The following is a 16,222-nucleotide window of genomic DNA, read 5'->3' as shown; positions in this document are numbered from 1 at the left end:
CTCGTGTGGGGGACGGCGGACATCCTGCTCAGGGGGACGGCGCCGTTCTCGCGCGCGCGAGAACGGACGGCGTGAGGCGTGCCGCCACCGTGGTCGCGGCCGGCCGGGACGTCGCCGTCCCCGACCGGCTGCTGCTGGCCGCAGTGGTGCTCGCGGCGGCCGCCGTCGCCGAGGTCGCGGTGCGGGCCGGCGACCCCGGGCCGGGGCTGCCCGTGGCGTTGCTGCTCGCGCTCGCCGCGACGGTGCCGGTGGCGTTCGCGCGCGCCCACCCCGCGGCGGCGACGGCTGCCGTGACGACGGCGGTGCTGCTCACGCTCGCGACGTTCAGCACGCCGACGCTCGCCGCCGTGGCGGCCCAGCTGGTCGTCGTGGTGCTGCTGGTGACACGGCGGGTGCGACGGCGCCGGGCGGCGGCGTCGCACCGGGCGGCGTCGGAGCGGGCCGTGGCCGACACCCTGCTGGAGCACGCGGCCCGCGGCGAGCGCGCGCGCATCGCGCGCGAGCTGCACGACGTCGTTGCGCATCACCTGTCGATGATCTCCGTCCAGGCCGAGACCGCCCGGCTCGCCACTCCCGGGCTGCCGGCCGAGGGTGCGCACCGGCTGCGGGCCATCGGCGACACCGCCCGCGAGGCGCTCACCGAGATGCGCCGGCTCCTCGGCGTGCTGCGCGAGGACGCCGACGACGGCGGCACCCGGCGGCCGCAGCCCGGCCTGCCGCAGCTCATCGAGTTGATCGACGAGGCGCGCGACGTCGGCGGCGCGAGCACCCGGCTGATCGTCAGCGGGCAGGTCCGGCCACTCGAGCCGGGCCTCGAGCTGACGGCGTTCCGGATCGTCCAGGAGGCGCTGACCAACGCACGCCGGCACGCGCCGGGTGCCGCCGTCGACGTCGAGCTCCGCTATGCGGCCGAGGCCCTGCACCTGCGGGTGCGCGACAGCGGCCCCGGCCCGGCGGCGGCGCATGGGCGCCCTGCCGGTGGCCACGGGCTGCTCGGGATGCGGGAGCGGGCGGCCGCGGTCGGCGGCGAGCTGTGGGCGGGGCCGGAGCCGGCCAGCGGGTTCGTCGTCGAGGCCGTGCTGCCCACGTCGCCCGCCCGCGAGCCGGAGCCGTCGCCGTGATCCGCGTCGTGGTGGTCGACGACCACGAGGTGGTCCGGGCCGGCTTCGTGGCCCTGCTGGACACCCAGCCCGACGTCACGGTGGCCGGCAGCGCGGCCGACGGCGCCGCGGCCGTGGCGCTGTGCCGCGAGGTCCGGCCCGACATCGTGCTCATGGACGTGCGGATGCCGGTCCTCGACGGCATCGAGGCGACCCGGCGCATCGTCGGCGATGCCGGCGGCGACGGCCCGCGGATCCTCATGCTGACGACGTTCGACCTCGACGAGCACGTGTACGACGCGCTCGCGGCCGGCGCCAGCGGGTTCCTGCTCAAGGACGTGACGGCGGAGCGGTTGTTCGATGCGGTCCGTGTGGTGGCCGCCGGCGAGGCGCTGCTCGCTCCCTCCGTCACCCGGCGGCTCATCGCCGAGTTCGCCCGGCTGCGGCCCCGGCCGGCGGCACCGGCTGCCGGTCTGGCGGCACTGACGCCGCGCGAGACGGAGGTGCTGCGGCTGGTCGCCGAGGGACTGTCGAACCCTGAGATCGCCGCACGTCTGGTCGTCGGCGAAGAGACGGTGAAGACCCACGTCAGCCGGGTGCTCGCCAAGCTCGCCCTGCGCGATCGCACCCAGGCCGTCGTCACCGCCTATGAGGGCGGCCTCGTCATCCCGCGCCACGGCCGCTGATCACCAGGCGATGGCGGCCTTGACGAACCCGGGCTCCTTGGCGACCAGCGCCTCGAACGCCGCGTCCACCTCGTCGAGGGCGAAGCGGTGCGTGACCAGCGCGCCGATGTCGATGCGGCCGGCGGCGACCAGGTCGAGGCCGCGGCGGACGCTCTCGCGCAGCCGGTCGCGGTCGCGGACGTGGGCGTTGACGACGTCGATGGCCTTCCAGTTCCAGGTCCGCAGGTCGACGGTGCGCGGCTCCTGGTGGTAACCCATGATCGACAGCACGCCGTGGGGGCGTACCAGTGTCGTCGCGAGGTCGAGGCCGGGCGCGGTGCCGGAAGCCTCGACGACGACGTCGAAGTCGCCGGCCGTGTCGACCTCGCCCGGTGCCGCCGCCGCGTCCGCGCCGTGGATCAGCGCCTGTTCACGCGCGTCCGGCCGTGGGTCGATCGCGACCACCTGCCGCGTCCCCGCGTGCCGGAGTAGTTGCAGCAGTACCAGGCCATGAAGCCGGTGCCGACGACGGCGACCCGGTCGCCGGTGTCGAGCCGGGTCCGGCGCAGCGCCTCGACGACGCAGCCCAGCGGCTCGCCGAGGGCCTCGGCCGGGTCCAGGCCGGTGGGAACCGGAACGAGGTCGCGCACGGCGCCGATCGCGAGGTCCGCGAACGCGGCGTCGACGCGGCCGGTGACCAGGTCGCCCGCCGCGAACGCCGTCACGTCGGGGCCGACGGCGACGACCTCGCCGACCGGCTCGTGCCCGAGCACCGGCGGTTCCGGAGACTGCGGGCCGGCCGTCCAGTCCGCCACCTCGCTCGCGCACACCCCGCTGACCAGTACCTTCAGCAGGACCTCGCCGTAGCCGGGGCCGGGCAGCTCGACCGTCCGCACGGCCGACGTCCGCGGCCCGGTCAGCTCGCTGCGCCTCGTCGTCACCATCGCGCTCACCGCGCCGGGTAGGCGATGGTCGACATCAGGGCGTTGGCGGCCTGCCGCGAGTCGAGCCGGGTGTGCTGGACCACGACCGGAACGTCGCTGTGCAGCAAGACGCTGTAGTCGACGCCCGCCGGCACGCCCAGCGCGCCGAGCTGCTGGTGGAACGCCCGCCGCGCCGGGACGGACAGGACGTGCGGCCCGTCGGGCTCGCGGTCGGTGAAGTAGACCCAGAGCCGCACCGTCGCGTCGGCCGGCCCCGCGTTGAGGATGCAGACGCTCTCGTGACTGGCCAGCGCCGGGTCGTCGCCGCTGCTGCCGGGCGGAATGTATCCGTCGGCGACCACCCAGACCGTCGAACCGATCGGCTCCACGCGAAATCCTCCTCGTTCGTCAGAAGTCGTTGGCGCTCTTCGCCATGAGGCCGCCGTCGCAGACCAGGTGCGACCCGGTGACGTACGACGACTCCTCGGACAGCAGCCACAGCACCGCCGCGGCCACCTCGTCGGGCCGGCCGAGCCGCCCGAGCGGGACCTGGGTCGCGGCGGCGGCCCGGATCCGGTCCGGGTCGGCACCGCCGGCCGTCAGCATCGCGGTGTCGGTCGCGCCGGGCACGACGGCGTTGACGCGGATGCCGTGCGGCGCGTAGTCGAGGGCCGCGGACCGGACGAACGCCGACACCCCGCCCTTCGACGCGGCGTAGGCGCTGTTCCCGCCGCCGGAGTGACCGACGAACGCGGCCGGCGACGACGTGCAGACGACGGAGCCGCCGCGGCCGGCGTCGACCAGCCGGCGCAGCGCCTCGCGGCAGGTGAGGAACACGCCGACCAGGTTGACGGCGACGACGCGCTCCCAGTCCGCGGCCGGGAAGGCGTGCACCGGCGCGTTGACCTCGATGCCGGCGTTGGCGAACACCGCCCCGGGGTCGCCGACGGCGTCGGCCACCGCGGCGAACGCCGTCGCCACCGACGCCTCGGACGACACGTCGCACGCGACCGCCACCGCGTCGGCGGCACCCGCCGCCCGCGCGGCCGCAGCTGCCGCCGTCGCCGCCGATGCGTCCACGTCGAGGGCCGCCACCCGGGCTCCGCGCGCCGCCGCGGCCACCAGCACCGCCCGGCCGATGCCGGAGCCCGCGCCGGTGACGGCGACGGTCTCAGGCCACATCGCCGCTCTCCGCTCCTCGCGGCGGCGCGAGGTGGATGTGGATGTGCCGCTTGACGGCGTCGAGCACCGCGTCGCGGTCGCCCGAGCGGATGACGTCGAGCAGCTCCTGGTGCTGCCGTGCCACCTCGGCGGGGTCAGAGTGGGCCGGGGCGTCGCGGCGGAAGTAGGCGCGCACGCGCGGCTGGATGGTCTTCCACATCTGCAGGCAGTGCCGCTGCTCGGACCGGGTGATGACCAGCTCGTGGAAGCCGATGTCGAGGTCGGCCAGCCGCTCCGCCTCGCCGGACCGCGCCGCCACCAGCATGTCGTCGACCAGCACCTGCAACGCGTCGAGGTCGGCGTGGCCCAGCTTGTCGAGCGCCTTGCCGAACGCGAAGCGCTCCAGCGTGATGCGGATCGGCACCAGGACCTGCTCGACCTCGTCCTGCGAGACGCCCAGCACCTCGCTGCCGCGGTACGGGTAGGAGGCGACCAGCCCTTCCTGCTCGAGCTGGCGCAGCGCCTCGCGGATGGGGGCGCGGCTGGTGCCGAGCTCCGCGGCGAGGTCGAGCTCGACCAGCCGGTCGCCGGGCTTGAGCCGGCCGCTGGTGATCGCCTCGCGCAGGATCTCGGCGACGTGCTCACGCCGCGACAGGCTGGGAACCCGTCGCAAGCCCAGTCCGGTCATAGGGGCACTCCAACCTCGTGTAGCGAGCGGATGACCCCGATCCTAGAGCATATGAGCGACTGTCGACAATCGTCCGTCGACTCTGTTACGGTCCTGCACCACACACCGACCCCGGTCATCCCGACGAACCGAGGAGCCGACCATGAACCTGCGTCACCGTGGGACCGCGCTGGTCGCGGCGGGCGCCGTCGTCACCGCGCTGGCCGCGTGCAGCACCAGCGAGTCCGCCCGCCCGGACGAAGAGGCGGCGGCCGGCGACGGCGCCGTCGCCGCAGCAGAGGAGGCCGCGCTCGAGGCGGCCGGCGGCGAGGAGCTCGGCGGCGGCGTCACGATGCTCGGCGTCCTGGGCGGCGAGGAGCTCGACGCGTTCCTCAGCGTCATCGCGCCGTTCGAGGACGCCACCGGCATCGACGTGCAGTACGAGGGCACCCGCGACTTCGCGGCGGTCCTGCAGACCCGGGTCGACGGCGGCAACCCGCCCGACCTCGTCGCCACGCCGGCCATCGGCGAGATGGCGGCGCTGGCTGAGCAGGGCGCCCTCGTCGACCTGCGGAAGGTGGTCGACGAGGCGGTGCTCACCACCAACTACCCGGCCAGCATGCTCGAGACCGGGACCGCCGGCGGCGAGCTGTTCGGGCTCTACAACACGATCAACCTGGGCGGGTTGATCTGGTACGACCCGAAGCGCTACGACGGCCCCACCGAGCCGGCGAGCTGGGACGAGCTGCAGGCCTGGGCGGCGGAGAAGGCGGCCGCCGGCGAGACGCCGTGGTGCGTCGGCCTCGAGAGCGGCGCCGCGAGCGGCTGGCCGGCCGCGGACTTCATCGACGAGATCCTGCTCCGCCAGGCCGGGCCGGAGTTCCACCGCGCCTGGCGCGACGGCACTGAGCCCTGGACGTCGCCGCAGGTGAAAGAGGCCTACGAGACCTATGGCGAGATGATCGCCGAGGGCATGGTCTACGGCGGGACGACGACGGTGCTCAGCACCGACTTCTCGCAGGCGGCCAACCCGATGTTCGCCGACGACCCCGGCTGCTACGTGATCCAGCAGGCCACGTTCATGGGCAGCATCATCACCGACGCGTTCCCGGACCTGGAGCCGGGCACCGACCTCGACTTCTTCCCGGCGCCGGATTTCAGCCCCGAGCACCCGGGCATCCGCTCCATCTCCGGCGAGATCCTCGGCATGGTCACGGAGTCGCCGCAGTCGGCCGCGCTGATCCGCTACCTCGCCTCGACCGAGGCCGGCACGCTCATCGCGGCGACCGGTCGCTGGCTCTCGCCGAACGTCACGGTCGCCGCCGACGCCTACGAGGACCCGTTCCTGCGCCGCGCCAACGAGGTCCTGACCTCGGCCGAGGGCACGTATCCGCTGGGCAACTCGCTGATGCCGCAGTCCGAGGTGGACGCGTTCTGGCAGTCCGGGCTGGCGTTCGCCCAGAACCCCGGCGACCTGGACGCGATCCTGCAGGGCATCGAGGACGCCCGGGCCCGATGATCGGCGACCGGATCGTCCTCACGCTGGCGGCGACGGCAGTGATCGTCGTCGCCGGCTGGGCCTACCTGCGCCTCGGCGACCGCGCCCTGGCCGCGCTGCCGCACGGCGCCTACCGGCGACTCGCGCCGTGGCTCTTCGCCGGCCCGGCCGTCGCGATGGTGCTGCTGGCGCTCGCCGTGCCGGCGGTCATCACGGTGGGCTGGAGCCTCGTCGACGACGGCGACGGCGGCAGTGGCGGGTTCGCGGGGTTCGCCAACTACGCGCAGACGCTGTCCGACGAGGTCACCCGCGTCGCACTGCGCAACACCGTGCTCTGGGTGGTGCTGCTGCCGTCGCTGGCGGTGTTGGTCGGGCTGGTGATCGCGGTGCTGTCCGAGCGGGTCCGGTACGGCGCGCTGATCAAGGCGGCGCTGTTCCTGCCGATCGCGATCTCGGCCGTGGCGGCCGGGGTGATCTGGAGCTTCATGTACGACTACCAGCCGCCGGGCGCCGCGCAGACCGGCACGCTGAACGCCGTCGTGACGGCGCTCGGCGGCGAGCCGGTCGCGTGGATCGTCGACACCGCGACGAACAACTACGCGCTGATCGGCGCGACGCTGTGGACCCAGGCCGGGTTCGCCATGGTGATCTTCGACGCGGCGCTGCGGTCCGTGCCGGGCGAGCTGCTCGAGGCGGCCCGGCTGGACGGCGCGTCGGAGTGGGCGGCGTTCCGGCACGTCACGCTGCCGTTCCTGATGCCGACGGTCGTGGTCGTGGCGACGACGATGACGGTGGTCGCGCTCAAGGCGTTCGACATCGTCTACGTGATGACGAATGGCAACTACGGCACCGACGTGCTGTCGACCGTCATGTACCGCGCGCTGTTCACCGCCAAGGACAACGGGCTGGCCGGCGCGGTCGCGACGATCCTCATGCTCACCGTCGTGCCGATCATGATCGCCAACGTGCGGCAGTTCCGCCGCGAGACCGGGGCCGCGTGATGGCGGCGGGCGTGGTGCGCGTGCGGGCGCCGAGGTGGCGGCGGATCCCCGTGCACGTGGTGGTGCTGGGTGTGGCCGCGATCTGGGCGGTCCCGCTGGTCGGGCTCGTGGTCAGCGCGTTCCGGCCGTCGTGGGCGGTGTTGTCGTCGGGCTGGTGGGAGTCGTTCGCGCTGCCCGGCGACTACACGCTGGAGAATTACCGCCGGGTGCTCGACCGCGACGGCATGGCGCTGAGCCTGTTCAACAGCCTCGCGGTGGTGGTGCCGGCGACCCTGCTGACGGTGGCGGCCGGCGCGGCCGCGGCGTACGCCCTGGCCGGCATGCGGTTCCGGCTGCGCTCGGCGGTGCTGCTGACCATCGTCGCGCTGATCATCGTGCCGATCCAGATCACGCTCGTGCCGCTGCTGCGGGCGTTCAGCGCGCTGGACCTCACCGGCAGCTTCCTCGGCATCTGGCTGGTGCACCTGGGCTTCGGGCTGCCGTTCGCGATCTACCTGCTGCACAACTTCTTCGCCGCGATCCCGCGCGAGCTGTTCGAGGCGGCCGAGATGGACGGTGCGTCCCGGGGCCAGATCTTCTTCTCGGTCGTGCTGCCCGTGGCCCGGCCGGCGCTGGCGGCGCTGGCGATCTTCGACTTCGTGTGGACGTGGAACGACCTGCTGGTCGCGCTGATCTTCCTGGGCGGCTTCCGCGACGTCGCGCCGATGACGGTCGCGGTGTCGCAGCTGGTCGCCTCGCGCGGCGACGGCTGGGAGATCCTCACGTCGGCGGCCGTGCTGTCGGTGCTGGTGCCGATGGCCGTCTTCGTCGCCCTGCAACGGCACTTCGTCCGCGGCCTGCTGGCCGGCGTCTCGAAAGGATGAGCACACCATGACCGTGCGGATCGGCTTCGGCCGGACGGACCTCACCCCGCCCCTCGGCGTCGAGCTGGCCGGCTTCGGCCCGTTCCTGCGCCGGCGTGCGACCTCGGTGCACGCGCCGCTGTACGCCCGGGCCGTCGCGGTGGCCGGGGGTGACGGTGACGGCGGTGGCCGCTGGGTGCTGGTGAGCTGCGACCTGCTGGGGGTGGCGGCCGCCGTGGTCGACGAGGTGACGGCGCGGGTGGCCGAGGCGACCGGCTGGCACCCGGACGAGGTGGTCGTGCACGCCACCCACAACCACTCCGGCCCGGCCACCGTCGAGAACGTCGGCTGGGGCGCGCCCGACGAGCTGTACGTCGCCCGGCTGCCGGAGCTGATCGCCCGCGCGTGCGTCGAGGCGGTGCGCGCGCTGGCGCCGGCGACGGTGCGCCACGCCGTCGCCCCGCTGGACCGGTTCGCCCACAACCGGATGCTGCCGTCGCGCGGCCTGACGAACGCCGCCGCTCTGTCCGGTTCGTGGAGCGAGCCGGACCCGTCCCTGATCGATCCGGGCGTGCACGTGCTGCGGGTCGACCACGGCGGCGAGCTGGCCGGGTTCGTCGCCTCGTACTCGTGCCACCCGGTGATCTGCTGCGAGGAGACGTCGGCCGTGCACGGCGACTACCCGGGCGAGGCGCTGCGGCTGGTCGAGGCGGCGCACCCCGGCGCGACGGGCGTGTTCCTGCAGGGTGCGCTCGGCGACCTCAACCCGCTCTACGCGCACGGCCCGGCCGAGGAGTCGCTGGTCGCGCTGGAGCTGTTCGCCGGCCGGTTCGCCGACGCGGTGTCGGCGGGGCTGACGGCGGCGGAGCCGCTCGCGACGCAAGCCGTCGCCGTCGTCAAGCAGGAGATCCCGTACGAACTGGCGCCCTACGACCTGGACGAGCTGCGCAAACGACGTGACGACGGTGACGACGTCACGTACCTGTCGCTGCGGCGGACCGTCGCCGCGCTCGAAGCCGGCGAGGAGGTGCGCCGGCCCCTGTGGGTGCACGCGCTGCGGCTGGGTCCGGTGACGCTGCTCGGCTACAACGTCGAGGTCTTCCACGGCATCAAGCGCCGGCTCCAGGAGGCGCTCGGCGAGGACTGCCTGGTGCTGTCGACGACGAACGGCTGGCTGGGCTACGCGCCGACGCACGACGCGTACGAGCCGCCGGCCGAGCCGTACCCGGCCTATGAAGTGCCGCTGATCGCCTGTCATCTGCCGTTCCGGGCCGACATCGAGGACGACCTGGTGGCGGCGGGCGTGCGCGCCGCCGGACTGGTCGGCGGCGCGGACGAGGACTGGTGGCGTGGCGCCGTCGTCTACGAGTGCCACCTGCCGAGCTTCCGCGACGGGTCCGGCGACGGCATCGGCGACCTCGACGGGCTGATCCAGGGCCTGGACTACCTGCGCGAGCTGGGCATCGACGCCGTCTGGACCGGGCCGTTCTACCGCTCGCCGCTGCTCGACCAGGGCTTCGACGTGTCCGACTTCCTCGACGTCGAGCCGGTGTTCGGCACGCTGGAGACGTTCGACCGGCTGGTCGCCGCGGCGCACGAGCGCGGCATCAGGGTGATCGTCGACTACATCCCGAACCACACGTCCGACCAGCACCCGTGGTTCGTCGCGTCGCGGTCGTCGCGGGACGACCCGAAGCGCGACTGGTACGTCTGGCGCGATCCCGCGCCGGGCGGCGGCGTGCCGAACAACTGGACCAGCGAGGCCGGCGGGTCGGTGTGGGAGTTCGACGAGCCGACGGGGCAGTACTACCTGCATTCGCACCTGGTGGAGCAGCCGGACCTCAACTGGCGCAACCCCGATGTGCGCAAGGCGCTGCTGGACGTGCTGCGGTTCTGGCTGGACCGCGGCGCCGACGGCGTGCGCATCGACGTCGCGCACATGCTGATGAAGGACCCCGAGTTCCGCGACAACCCGGCGGCGCCCGGCGGCAACCACAACGAGTTCGACCTGCAGCATCCCGACTTCGGCACCCAGCTGCACGTGTACGACCGCCGGCACCCGGACACGTTCACGGCGCTGGCCGACATCCGCGCGGTCGCCGACGAGTACCCCGGTTCGCGCCTGACGATCGCCGAGATCGAGGCGATGCCGTGGGCCGACTGGGCCGAGTACTACACGGCCGGCATGCACCTGCCGTTCCCGTTCCGGCTGCTCGAGACCCACTGGCGGGCCGACCTGCTGCGCTCGGAGCTGTCCGGGCTCTACGCGGCGCTGCCCGACGGCGCCTGGCCGATCGTCGCGCTGGGCAACCACGACCGGGTGCGGCTGGCGACCCGCCTGGGTCCGGCGCAGGCGCGGGTGGCCGCCGTCCTGCTGCTCACGCTGGCCGCGACGCCGTGCCTGCTCTACGCCGACGAGCTGGGACTGACCGACCAGCCGGTGCCGGTGGAGCGGCAGCGCGACTACTTCGCCCGCACCCACGGCGGCGTGAGCCGGGACCCGTCACGCACCCCGATGCCCTGGAACGACGGCGTCAACGGCGGGTTCTCGCCGGCTCCGGAGGCGTCGTTGTGGCTGCCGGTGTCGCGCGACCTGGCGCGGCTGAACGTCGAGGCACAGGTGCGCGATCCGGAGTCGATGCTGCGGCTGTACCGGGCGCTGACCCGGCTGCGGCACGCGTCGCCGGCGGTGCGCCGCGGGTCGATCACGTTCGACGCCGGGACCGAGTCGGTCCTCGCGTACCGGCGCACGGAGGGGAGCGACCGGAAGCTCGTGCTGCTCAACCTCACCGACCGGCCGGCGACAGTGCCGCTGCCGGTCGACGGTCGGGTGCTGCTGTCGACCGCGTCTCCGGCCGGCGCGCCGGCGCGGCGGGTGGCGGCGGGGGAGTTCGCGCTGGCCGCCGACGAGGCGGTCGTCATCGACGTGGAGAGGGATCATGCGGATCACTGACATCAAGGCGGCCGGGCTGCGCGGCGCGACCCCGAAGGGCGGCTGGGCACGCGAGCTGGACCCGGACGACAACGTCCACACGCTCGTCGCCGTGCACACCGATGAGGGCGTCGTGGGCATCGGCAGCGTGTTCTCCAGCGAGACGCTGGTGCGGGCCGCGCTCGACACGCTGCGCCCGCTCGCCGTCGGCACGGACCCGCGCGAGCCGGACCGCGTCAGCCAGATCTTGCACGAGAACACGTTCTGGCTGGGTCGCGGCGGCGCGGTCACGCACACCGTCAGCGGCATCGACATCGCGCTGTGGGACATCCTCGGGCAGGTCACCGGGCTCCCGGTGAGCACGCTGCTCGGCGGGCGGTACCGCGAGCGGGTGCGGCCGTACGCGTCGGTGCTGATGGACGACCCGCCGGTGCTGAAGGACGACCTCGCCCGGCTGGTGGCAGACGGGTTCACCGCGTTCAAGATCGGCTGGGGGTCGTTCGGCCGGGTGAGCGACGCCGTCGACGAGGAGATGGTGCGGGCGGCACGCGAGACCGTCGGGCCCGACGCGCTCCTGGCCGTCGACGCGGGCGGGTCCGACGCGTTCTGGCCGCGCGGGCTGCCGTGGGCGGTCCGGACCGCCGAGATGCTGGCCGGCTACGACGTCGCCTGGTTCGAGGAGGCGCTGCGCCCCGACGACGTCGAGGGCTTCGTCGAGCTGCGGCGCCGGTCGCGGGTGCCGATCTCCGGCGGCGAGGTGCTGACCCGCCGGCAGGACTTCCACCGCTTCCTGGCCGCGGGCGCGTTCGACATCGTCCAGCCGGACACCACGAAGGGCGGCGGGCTCTCGGAGTCGCGCCGGGTGGCCTGGCTGGCCGCGGAGTTCGGGGTCGCGTTCGTCCCGCACGGCTGGAACACCGCCGTCGGGCTGGCTGCCGACCTGCACCTGGCGGCGGCGCTGCCGGCGACGGAGCTGGTGGAGTACAAGACCGGGTCGGCCTATATCGACGAGCTGGCGGCGGGCGGCTTCGCGCTGGACCCCGACGGGTACCTGCCGGTGCCGTCGTCGCCCGGGCTGGGGTTGCGGCTCGACGGCGATGCGCTGGAGCGGTACGCGCCCGGGCATTCGCTGTTCGCCTCGGGTGGCGCGCGATGAGCGGCGTCGCGCTGCCGGCCGTGCTGGGCGGTTCGCCCGTCGTGACGGCGGCGACCGACCCGGTGTGGCCGGAGACCGGCGCCGTCGAGAGTGCTCTGCTCGGCGAGATCACCGACGGCGGGCAGTGGGTCGGCTACGCCAACCACCCGGCGAAGTGGCGGGCGGTGCTCGAGCAGGTGGTCGCCGACACCACCGGCCACCGGTACGGCGTCGGCCAGCCCAACGGCACGCTGGCCATCGCGAGCGGGCTGCGGGCGCAGCTGTACGCCCGGGGCTCTGGGTGGGCGCGGGGACGTGACGAGGTGCTGGTCGCCGACCTGACGCACGCGTCGGCGCACCACGGCGTCGTGCTCGGGGTTGCGGCGCAGCTGGGCCGGGCGCCGCGGATCGTGCCGATCCCGGCCAAGCTCGACGCGACCATGGACGAGGAAGTCGTGGCGTCGTACCTCGCCTCGCACGGCGACCGCGTCCTGGCCGTCGTGCCCGCGACGATGTACGGCAACTTCGGCGCGATCGACCGGATCGCCGCGCTGGGGCGCGAGCACGACGTCGTCGTCCACCACGACAACGCGCTCGGCGGTGCGGCCCGGTTCGACGGTCCCGGCGCCCCGACGGCGTCGATTTCCGGCCAGGGCGGCGGCAAGGCGGCGCCGTCGTGCGAGGGCGGTCTGACGTTGACCTCGGACCCGGAGCTGGCGGCGCTGATGCGCGCCGACACCGACTGCGGCACCGGACCGGGCCGCCTCGACCCGATCCCGTTCGCCGAGGTCGGGCCGATGATGGCCGGCAACCAGCGGATGGGCGAGCAGCCCGCCGCTCTGCTGCTGGTGCAGTGGCTGCGGGCGCTGCACGCGCGGCTGCAGATGCGCGAGAACCGGCGGCTGATCCGGTCGCTGATCGAGGATCCCTCGGTGTTCCCGGAGCCGGTGCTGTGGAACCCGCCACCGGACGCGGAGTACCCGCCGTTCTTCTCGCTCTACCTGTCCTGCACCGACGCGCTCGAGTCGTCGCTGGGGCTGACGCCCAAGGACCTGCGGGTGACGCTGGCGGCCGAGGGCGTCTGGGCCGAGGCCGGCTTCACACCCACGCACCAGGACCCGGCCTGGAAGCACTGGGCCGACGAGGTGCCGCTGTCGTACGACGTGTCGGCGCGGGTGGTCGAGCGGGCGGTCTTCGTGCACACCAAGTTCCTGCGCGATCCGCGCTTCCCCGGCGTGCTGGCCGAGATCTTCCGGCGGGTGGTCGCGCACCGCGACCGGCTGCGCGGGATCGGTGAGGGGCTGCCCGAGCCGGTGTGGTGACGGCCTGGCCGGCCGACTACTTGGGCGGAAGCGTGCCGGCGAAGGCGAGGCCGCGGCCGACCCAGCGGCGCAGGTCGGCGTCCTCGGCGACCGCCGCGGCGTCGACGACCAGCCAGTTCCTCATCGGCCGGCCGGTGAGCTCGAACGGCCGGGTGCCGGGCTCGCCGAGCCCCGCCTCGCGGTCGGCCGGGGCGAGCCGGACCAGCAGGCCGTCGTCCTGCACGCCGCAGGCCATGTTGCCGTCGAGGAAGAACACGAGACTGCCGAACATCCGCTTCTCGGAGCAGCCGGACCGCTCGCCGACGATCTCGCGGACGCGCGTGGCCAGGCCATCGTCGAATGCCATGTCCCCAGACTGCCGCACCGCACCGGTCTCGTGCATCGGTAGGTTCGGGGGATGGGCAGGGTGCTGTGGCACGTCACGATGTCGGTCGACGGGTTCATCGCCGGGCCGGACCACGACATGGACTGGGTGTTCGAGCAGCCCGCACCGCCGGAGGCCTCCACGGACGTGGTGCCGCGCGTGGGCGCGATCCTCTGCGGCCGCCACACCTACGACGTCGGGCAGCGTGACGCCGGCAAGGGCAGCGGCGAGGCGTTCGAGGGCGAGTGGTCCGGGCCCGAGTTCGTGCTGACGACGCACCCGCCGGCCGATCGATCGGCCGGGCCGGGCGGCTCGGCCGGGTCTCGGACCTTCCTGTCCGGCGACATCGAGGCCGCGGTCTCGACGGCGATGGCCGCCGCCGGCGACGGCGACCTGCTGGTCCTCGGCGCCGACGTCGCGCTGCAATGCCTCGAGACCGGCCTGGTCGACGAGCTGCTCGTGCACCTCGCCCCGCTGCTCCTCGGCGACGGCGTGCGGCTCTACGGCGGCCCCGGCCGCGAGCGGGTCGACCTCGAGCTCGTGGAGGCCACCGGCACCGTGCTCCGCTACCGGGTGCTCAGGCCCTAGCCTCTGGCCGCCCCGTGCCGCCGCGCACACCCCGTCGCGCGAGCCGCCCGCCGGGTCACGCCGGCGTCGCGGGCGAGGGGGCGGCCGGGACGGAGCCGCGCTTGACGGCGCCTGGCGGGAGGCCGACGACGCGTTTGAAGGCGCGGGCGAAGGCGGCCTCGGAGCGGTAGCCCAGGCGCCTGGCCAGCTGCGCCGCCGTCGCCTGCTCGGACTGCAGGGCGTCGAGGGCGAGGTTCATGCGCCACGTCGTCAGGTACTGCATGACGGGCTCGCCGACCACCTTGGTGAACCGGTCGGCGAACGCCGAGCGCGACATCGCGAGCTCGGCTGCGAGGCCGGCCACCGACCAGTCGCGGTCCGGCTGCTTGTGGATGAGAGAGATCGCCCGGCCGATCTGCTCGTCGTGCAGGGCGCCGAGCCAGCCGGTGCGGGCGGCCGGGTCGGTCTCGAGCCACGCCCGGATCGCCTGGATCACCAGGATGTCGCCGAGCCGGGTGATGACCTCCTCGCCGCCGGGGCGCAGCTGCTGGGCCTCGCTCGCCATCAGTCGCAGGGTGCTGTGGATCCACTCCTGCTGCGGCGACCCGCCGACCTCGACGTGGATGGTCTCGGGGAGGGCCTCGACGAGCTTGCGCGCGGCCGGGTGGTCGAACCGGACGGCGCCGCAGATCAGAGTGGTCGGGTCGCCGCCACCGCCGTGACGGATCAGCTCGTACCGGTCACTGGAGAACTCGCGCTCGAGGTCCATCACGTTCGGCGCCGAAGCACCGGGCGCACCGAGGATCAGGTGTCCGCGGCCGTGCGGGACCAGCGCCAGTTCGCCCGGGAGCAGCCGCCGCGGCGCACCGTCCTCGGGCTGCAGCCAGGCCGGGCCCGACGTGACGATGTGGAACCAGATGTGGCCCGGCATCGCCGGCATCGTCATGCCCCAGGGGGCGCTCAGCTCGGAACGGCAGTAGAACGCGCCGTTCATGCGCATCTGGTGCAGCGCCTCGCCCAGCGGGTCGGTGGGTGCCCAGTGATCCGGCATCGTCGTCATGCCCACGAGTATCCGCTTGTCATGACCGGACATCCAGAGTGGTTGGACGATCAAGCATGAATGACGGTCACACAGTCATAGATCAGCCGAGTCAGCATTGCTTCACTGGACGACAGGTCATCACCACAACGACACCAGGGAGCACACCATGAACGCCACCACCCTCGTTCTCGGCGGCACCGGCAAGACGGGCCGCCGGGTCGTCGAGCGCCTGACGGCTCGCGGCGCGGACTTCCGCGTCGGGTCGCGGTCGGCGGAGATCCCGTTCGACTGGACCGACCGCACCACGTGGCCGGCCGCGCTGGCCGGGGTCGGCCGCGTCTACATCGCGTACTACCCCGACATCGCCATCCCCGGCTCCGCCGACCTGGTCAGGGCGCTGGCCGAGGCCGCCCGTGACGCCGGCGTCCAGCGGCTGGTGCTGCTGTCCGGGCGCGGCGAGGAGGAGGCGGAGGCCACCGAGAAGGTCGTGCAGGCGTCCGGGCTGGAGTGGACGATCGTCCGCTGCTCCTGGTTCAACCAGAACTTCGACGAGGGCTACCTGCTCGACCCGATCCTCGCCGGTGAGGTCGCGCTGCCGGCCGGCGACGTGCCGGAGCCGTTCGTCGACGCCGACGACATCGCCGACGTCGCGGTGGCGGCGCTGACGGAGGACGGCCACGCCGGCGAGGTGTACGAACTGACCGGGCCGCGGCTGCTGACCTTCGCCGAGGCGGTCGCCGAGATTGCGAAGGCCAGCGGGCGCGAGATCGCCTTCATCCCCCTCGCGCACGAGGACTACATCGCGGCACTGGCGGACGCGGACCTGCCGCCCGAGGTCGCCTGGCTGGTCGGCTACCTGTTCGGCGAGGTCCTCGACGGCCGCAACGCGCACCTGAGCGACGGGGTCCAGCGGGCGCTGGGCCGCGAGCCCAAGGACTTCGCCGACTACGCCCGCGACGCCGCCGCCAGCGGCGTGTGGAACGTCTGACCCGCCCTCCCACAC

Annotated in this window: 17 protein-coding genes; 10 read left to right on the top strand and 7 right to left on the bottom strand. The window is 73.7% G+C overall.

Translation table 11 applies throughout. The annotated features are described in order from the left end of the window. The first annotated feature begins 71 nt into the window (after nucleotides 1–71). The gene (locus E1212_RS20285; protein ID WP_131985793.1) at nucleotides 72–1,121 is read left to right on the top strand and encodes a sensor histidine kinase; all 1,050 of its coding nucleotides are present in this window, start codon (nucleotides 72–74) and stop codon (nucleotides 1,119–1,121) included. Continuing rightward, nucleotides 1,118–1,786 (top strand): response regulator, encoded by a 669-nt coding sequence (locus tag E1212_RS20280; RefSeq protein ID WP_131985791.1) that lies wholly within the window; start codon nucleotides 1,118–1,120, stop codon nucleotides 1,784–1,786. The genes E1212_RS20285 and E1212_RS20280 overlap by 4 nt, the downstream gene beginning before the upstream one ends. Here the strand turns inward: E1212_RS20280 and E1212_RS29570 are convergent, their stop codons facing one another. From E1212_RS29570 to E1212_RS20260, 5 genes are read right to left on the bottom strand one after another with little or no spacing between them, the layout of a single operon-like run. Beyond that, nucleotides 1,787–2,230: an MDR/zinc-dependent alcohol dehydrogenase-like family protein gene (locus tag E1212_RS29570; RefSeq protein WP_162605554.1), complete on the bottom strand. Its 444-nt coding sequence runs from the start codon at nucleotides 2,228–2,230 to the stop codon at nucleotides 1,787–1,789. After that, complete coding sequence (locus tag E1212_RS29565; protein ID WP_162605555.1) at nucleotides 2,185–2,709, bottom strand: alcohol dehydrogenase catalytic domain-containing protein; 525 nt, start codon at nucleotides 2,707–2,709, stop codon at nucleotides 2,185–2,187. Before E1212_RS29565 ends, E1212_RS29570 begins: the two co-directional genes overlap by 46 nt. Before the next feature lie 5 nt (nucleotides 2,710–2,714). Then, nucleotides 2,715–3,077, bottom strand: coding sequence for a sensory rhodopsin transducer (locus E1212_RS20270; protein WP_131985787.1), 363 nt, complete (start codon nucleotides 3,075–3,077; stop codon nucleotides 2,715–2,717). Between the two features lie 19 nt (nucleotides 3,078–3,096). Then, complete coding sequence (locus tag E1212_RS20265; RefSeq protein ID WP_131985785.1) at nucleotides 3,097–3,870, bottom strand: SDR family NAD(P)-dependent oxidoreductase; 774 nt, start codon at nucleotides 3,868–3,870, stop codon at nucleotides 3,097–3,099. Beyond that, nucleotides 3,860–4,537: a GntR family transcriptional regulator gene (locus tag E1212_RS20260; protein WP_131985783.1), complete on the bottom strand. Its 678-nt coding sequence runs from the start codon at nucleotides 4,535–4,537 to the stop codon at nucleotides 3,860–3,862. The genes E1212_RS20265 and E1212_RS20260 overlap by 11 nt, the downstream gene beginning before the upstream one ends. A gap of 142 nt (nucleotides 4,538–4,679) precedes the next feature. Between E1212_RS20260 and E1212_RS20255 the strand changes: the two genes are divergently transcribed. From E1212_RS20255 to E1212_RS20230, 6 genes are read left to right on the top strand one after another with little or no spacing between them, the layout of a single operon-like run. Continuing rightward, nucleotides 4,680–6,035 carry an ABC transporter substrate-binding protein gene (locus tag E1212_RS20255; RefSeq protein ID WP_131985781.1) on the top strand — a complete coding sequence of 452 codons (1,356 nt, stop codon included), beginning with the start codon at nucleotides 4,680–4,682 and terminating at the stop codon, nucleotides 6,033–6,035. Further along, nucleotides 6,032–7,015 (top strand): carbohydrate ABC transporter permease, encoded by a 984-nt coding sequence (locus E1212_RS20250; RefSeq protein ID WP_131985779.1) that lies wholly within the window; start codon nucleotides 6,032–6,034, stop codon nucleotides 7,013–7,015. Before E1212_RS20255 ends, E1212_RS20250 begins: the two co-directional genes overlap by 4 nt. Before the next feature lie 11 nt (nucleotides 7,016–7,026). Continuing rightward, nucleotides 7,027–7,878 (top strand): carbohydrate ABC transporter permease, encoded by an 852-nt coding sequence (locus E1212_RS20245; RefSeq protein ID WP_203417038.1) that lies wholly within the window; start codon nucleotides 7,027–7,029, stop codon nucleotides 7,876–7,878. A 7-nt stretch (nucleotides 7,879–7,885) separates the two neighbouring features. Beyond that, nucleotides 7,886–10,810 carry a neutral/alkaline non-lysosomal ceramidase N-terminal domain-containing protein gene (locus E1212_RS20240; RefSeq protein WP_131985777.1) on the top strand — a complete coding sequence of 975 codons (2,925 nt, stop codon included), beginning with the start codon at nucleotides 7,886–7,888 and terminating at the stop codon, nucleotides 10,808–10,810. Continuing rightward, a complete protein-coding gene (locus E1212_RS20235) occupies nucleotides 10,797–11,945 on the top strand; it encodes a mandelate racemase/muconate lactonizing enzyme family protein (RefSeq protein ID WP_131985775.1) in 1,149 nt (382 codons plus the stop codon). The genes E1212_RS20240 and E1212_RS20235 overlap by 14 nt, the downstream gene beginning before the upstream one ends. Further along, a complete protein-coding gene (locus E1212_RS20230; protein WP_131985773.1) occupies nucleotides 11,942–13,246 on the top strand; it encodes a DegT/DnrJ/EryC1/StrS family aminotransferase in 1,305 nt (434 codons plus the stop codon). Before E1212_RS20235 ends, E1212_RS20230 begins: the two co-directional genes overlap by 4 nt. 16 nt (nucleotides 13,247–13,262) lie before the next feature. Here the strand turns inward: E1212_RS20230 and E1212_RS20225 are convergent, their stop codons facing one another. Then, nucleotides 13,263–13,592, bottom strand: a complete 330-nt coding sequence (locus E1212_RS20225) for a TfoX/Sxy family protein (RefSeq protein ID WP_131985771.1) — start codon at nucleotides 13,590–13,592, stop codon at nucleotides 13,263–13,265. A gap of 51 nt (nucleotides 13,593–13,643) precedes the next feature. On the opposite strand from E1212_RS20225, the gene E1212_RS20220 reads away from it, so the two are divergent. Next, the gene (locus E1212_RS20220) at nucleotides 13,644–14,198 is read left to right on the top strand and encodes a dihydrofolate reductase family protein (protein WP_131985769.1); all 555 of its coding nucleotides are present in this window, start codon (nucleotides 13,644–13,646) and stop codon (nucleotides 14,196–14,198) included. A gap of 55 nt (nucleotides 14,199–14,253) precedes the next feature. Here the strand turns inward: E1212_RS20220 and E1212_RS20215 are convergent, their stop codons facing one another. Continuing rightward, nucleotides 14,254–15,228: an AraC family transcriptional regulator gene (locus tag E1212_RS20215; RefSeq protein WP_131985832.1), complete on the bottom strand. Its 975-nt coding sequence runs from the start codon at nucleotides 15,226–15,228 to the stop codon at nucleotides 14,254–14,256. A gap of 157 nt (nucleotides 15,229–15,385) precedes the next feature. Between E1212_RS20215 and E1212_RS20210 the strand changes: the two genes are divergently transcribed. Continuing rightward, nucleotides 15,386–16,207 carry an NAD(P)H-binding protein gene (locus E1212_RS20210; RefSeq protein WP_131985767.1) on the top strand — a complete coding sequence of 274 codons (822 nt, stop codon included), beginning with the start codon at nucleotides 15,386–15,388 and terminating at the stop codon, nucleotides 16,205–16,207. The last annotated feature ends 15 nt before the right edge of the window (nucleotides 16,208–16,222 follow it).

The sequence above is a fragment of the Jiangella ureilytica genome, from assembly GCF_004348545.1.
Classification (GTDB): Bacteria; Actinomycetota; Actinomycetes; order Jiangellales; family Jiangellaceae; genus Jiangella; species Jiangella ureilytica.
The sequence above is the reverse complement of the archived record's forward strand: the minus strand, read 5'-3'. Positions and strand labels throughout refer to the sequence as shown.

Coding starts and splice junctions, on each gene's coding strand:
- E1212_RS29565 (WP_162605555.1), bottom strand. CDS start 2,709: ATGGTGACGACGAGGCGCAGCGAGCTGACCGGGCCGCGGACGTCGGCC.
- E1212_RS20265 (WP_131985785.1), bottom strand. CDS start 3,870: ATGTGGCCTGAGACCGTCGCCGTCACCGGCGCGGGCTCCGGCATCGGC.
- E1212_RS20260 (WP_131985783.1), bottom strand. CDS start 4,537: ATGACCGGACTGGGCTTGCGACGGGTTCCCAGCCTGTCGCGGCGTGAG.
- E1212_RS20255 (WP_131985781.1), top strand. CDS start 4,680: ATGAACCTGCGTCACCGTGGGACCGCGCTGGTCGCGGCGGGCGCCGTC.
- E1212_RS20250 (WP_131985779.1), top strand. CDS start 6,032: ATGATCGGCGACCGGATCGTCCTCACGCTGGCGGCGACGGCAGTGATC.
- E1212_RS20240 (WP_131985777.1), top strand. CDS start 7,886: ATGACCGTGCGGATCGGCTTCGGCCGGACGGACCTCACCCCGCCCCTC.
- E1212_RS20235 (WP_131985775.1), top strand. CDS start 10,797: ATGCGGATCACTGACATCAAGGCGGCCGGGCTGCGCGGCGCGACCCCG.
- E1212_RS20230 (WP_131985773.1), top strand. CDS start 11,942: ATGAGCGGCGTCGCGCTGCCGGCCGTGCTGGGCGGTTCGCCCGTCGTG.
- E1212_RS20225 (WP_131985771.1), bottom strand. CDS start 13,592: ATGGCATTCGACGATGGCCTGGCCACGCGCGTCCGCGAGATCGTCGGC.
- E1212_RS20220 (WP_131985769.1), top strand. CDS start 13,644: ATGGGCAGGGTGCTGTGGCACGTCACGATGTCGGTCGACGGGTTCATC.
- E1212_RS20215 (WP_131985832.1), bottom strand. CDS start 15,228: ATGCCGGATCACTGGGCACCCACCGACCCGCTGGGCGAGGCGCTGCAC.
- E1212_RS20210 (WP_131985767.1), top strand. CDS start 15,386: ATGAACGCCACCACCCTCGTTCTCGGCGGCACCGGCAAGACGGGCCGC.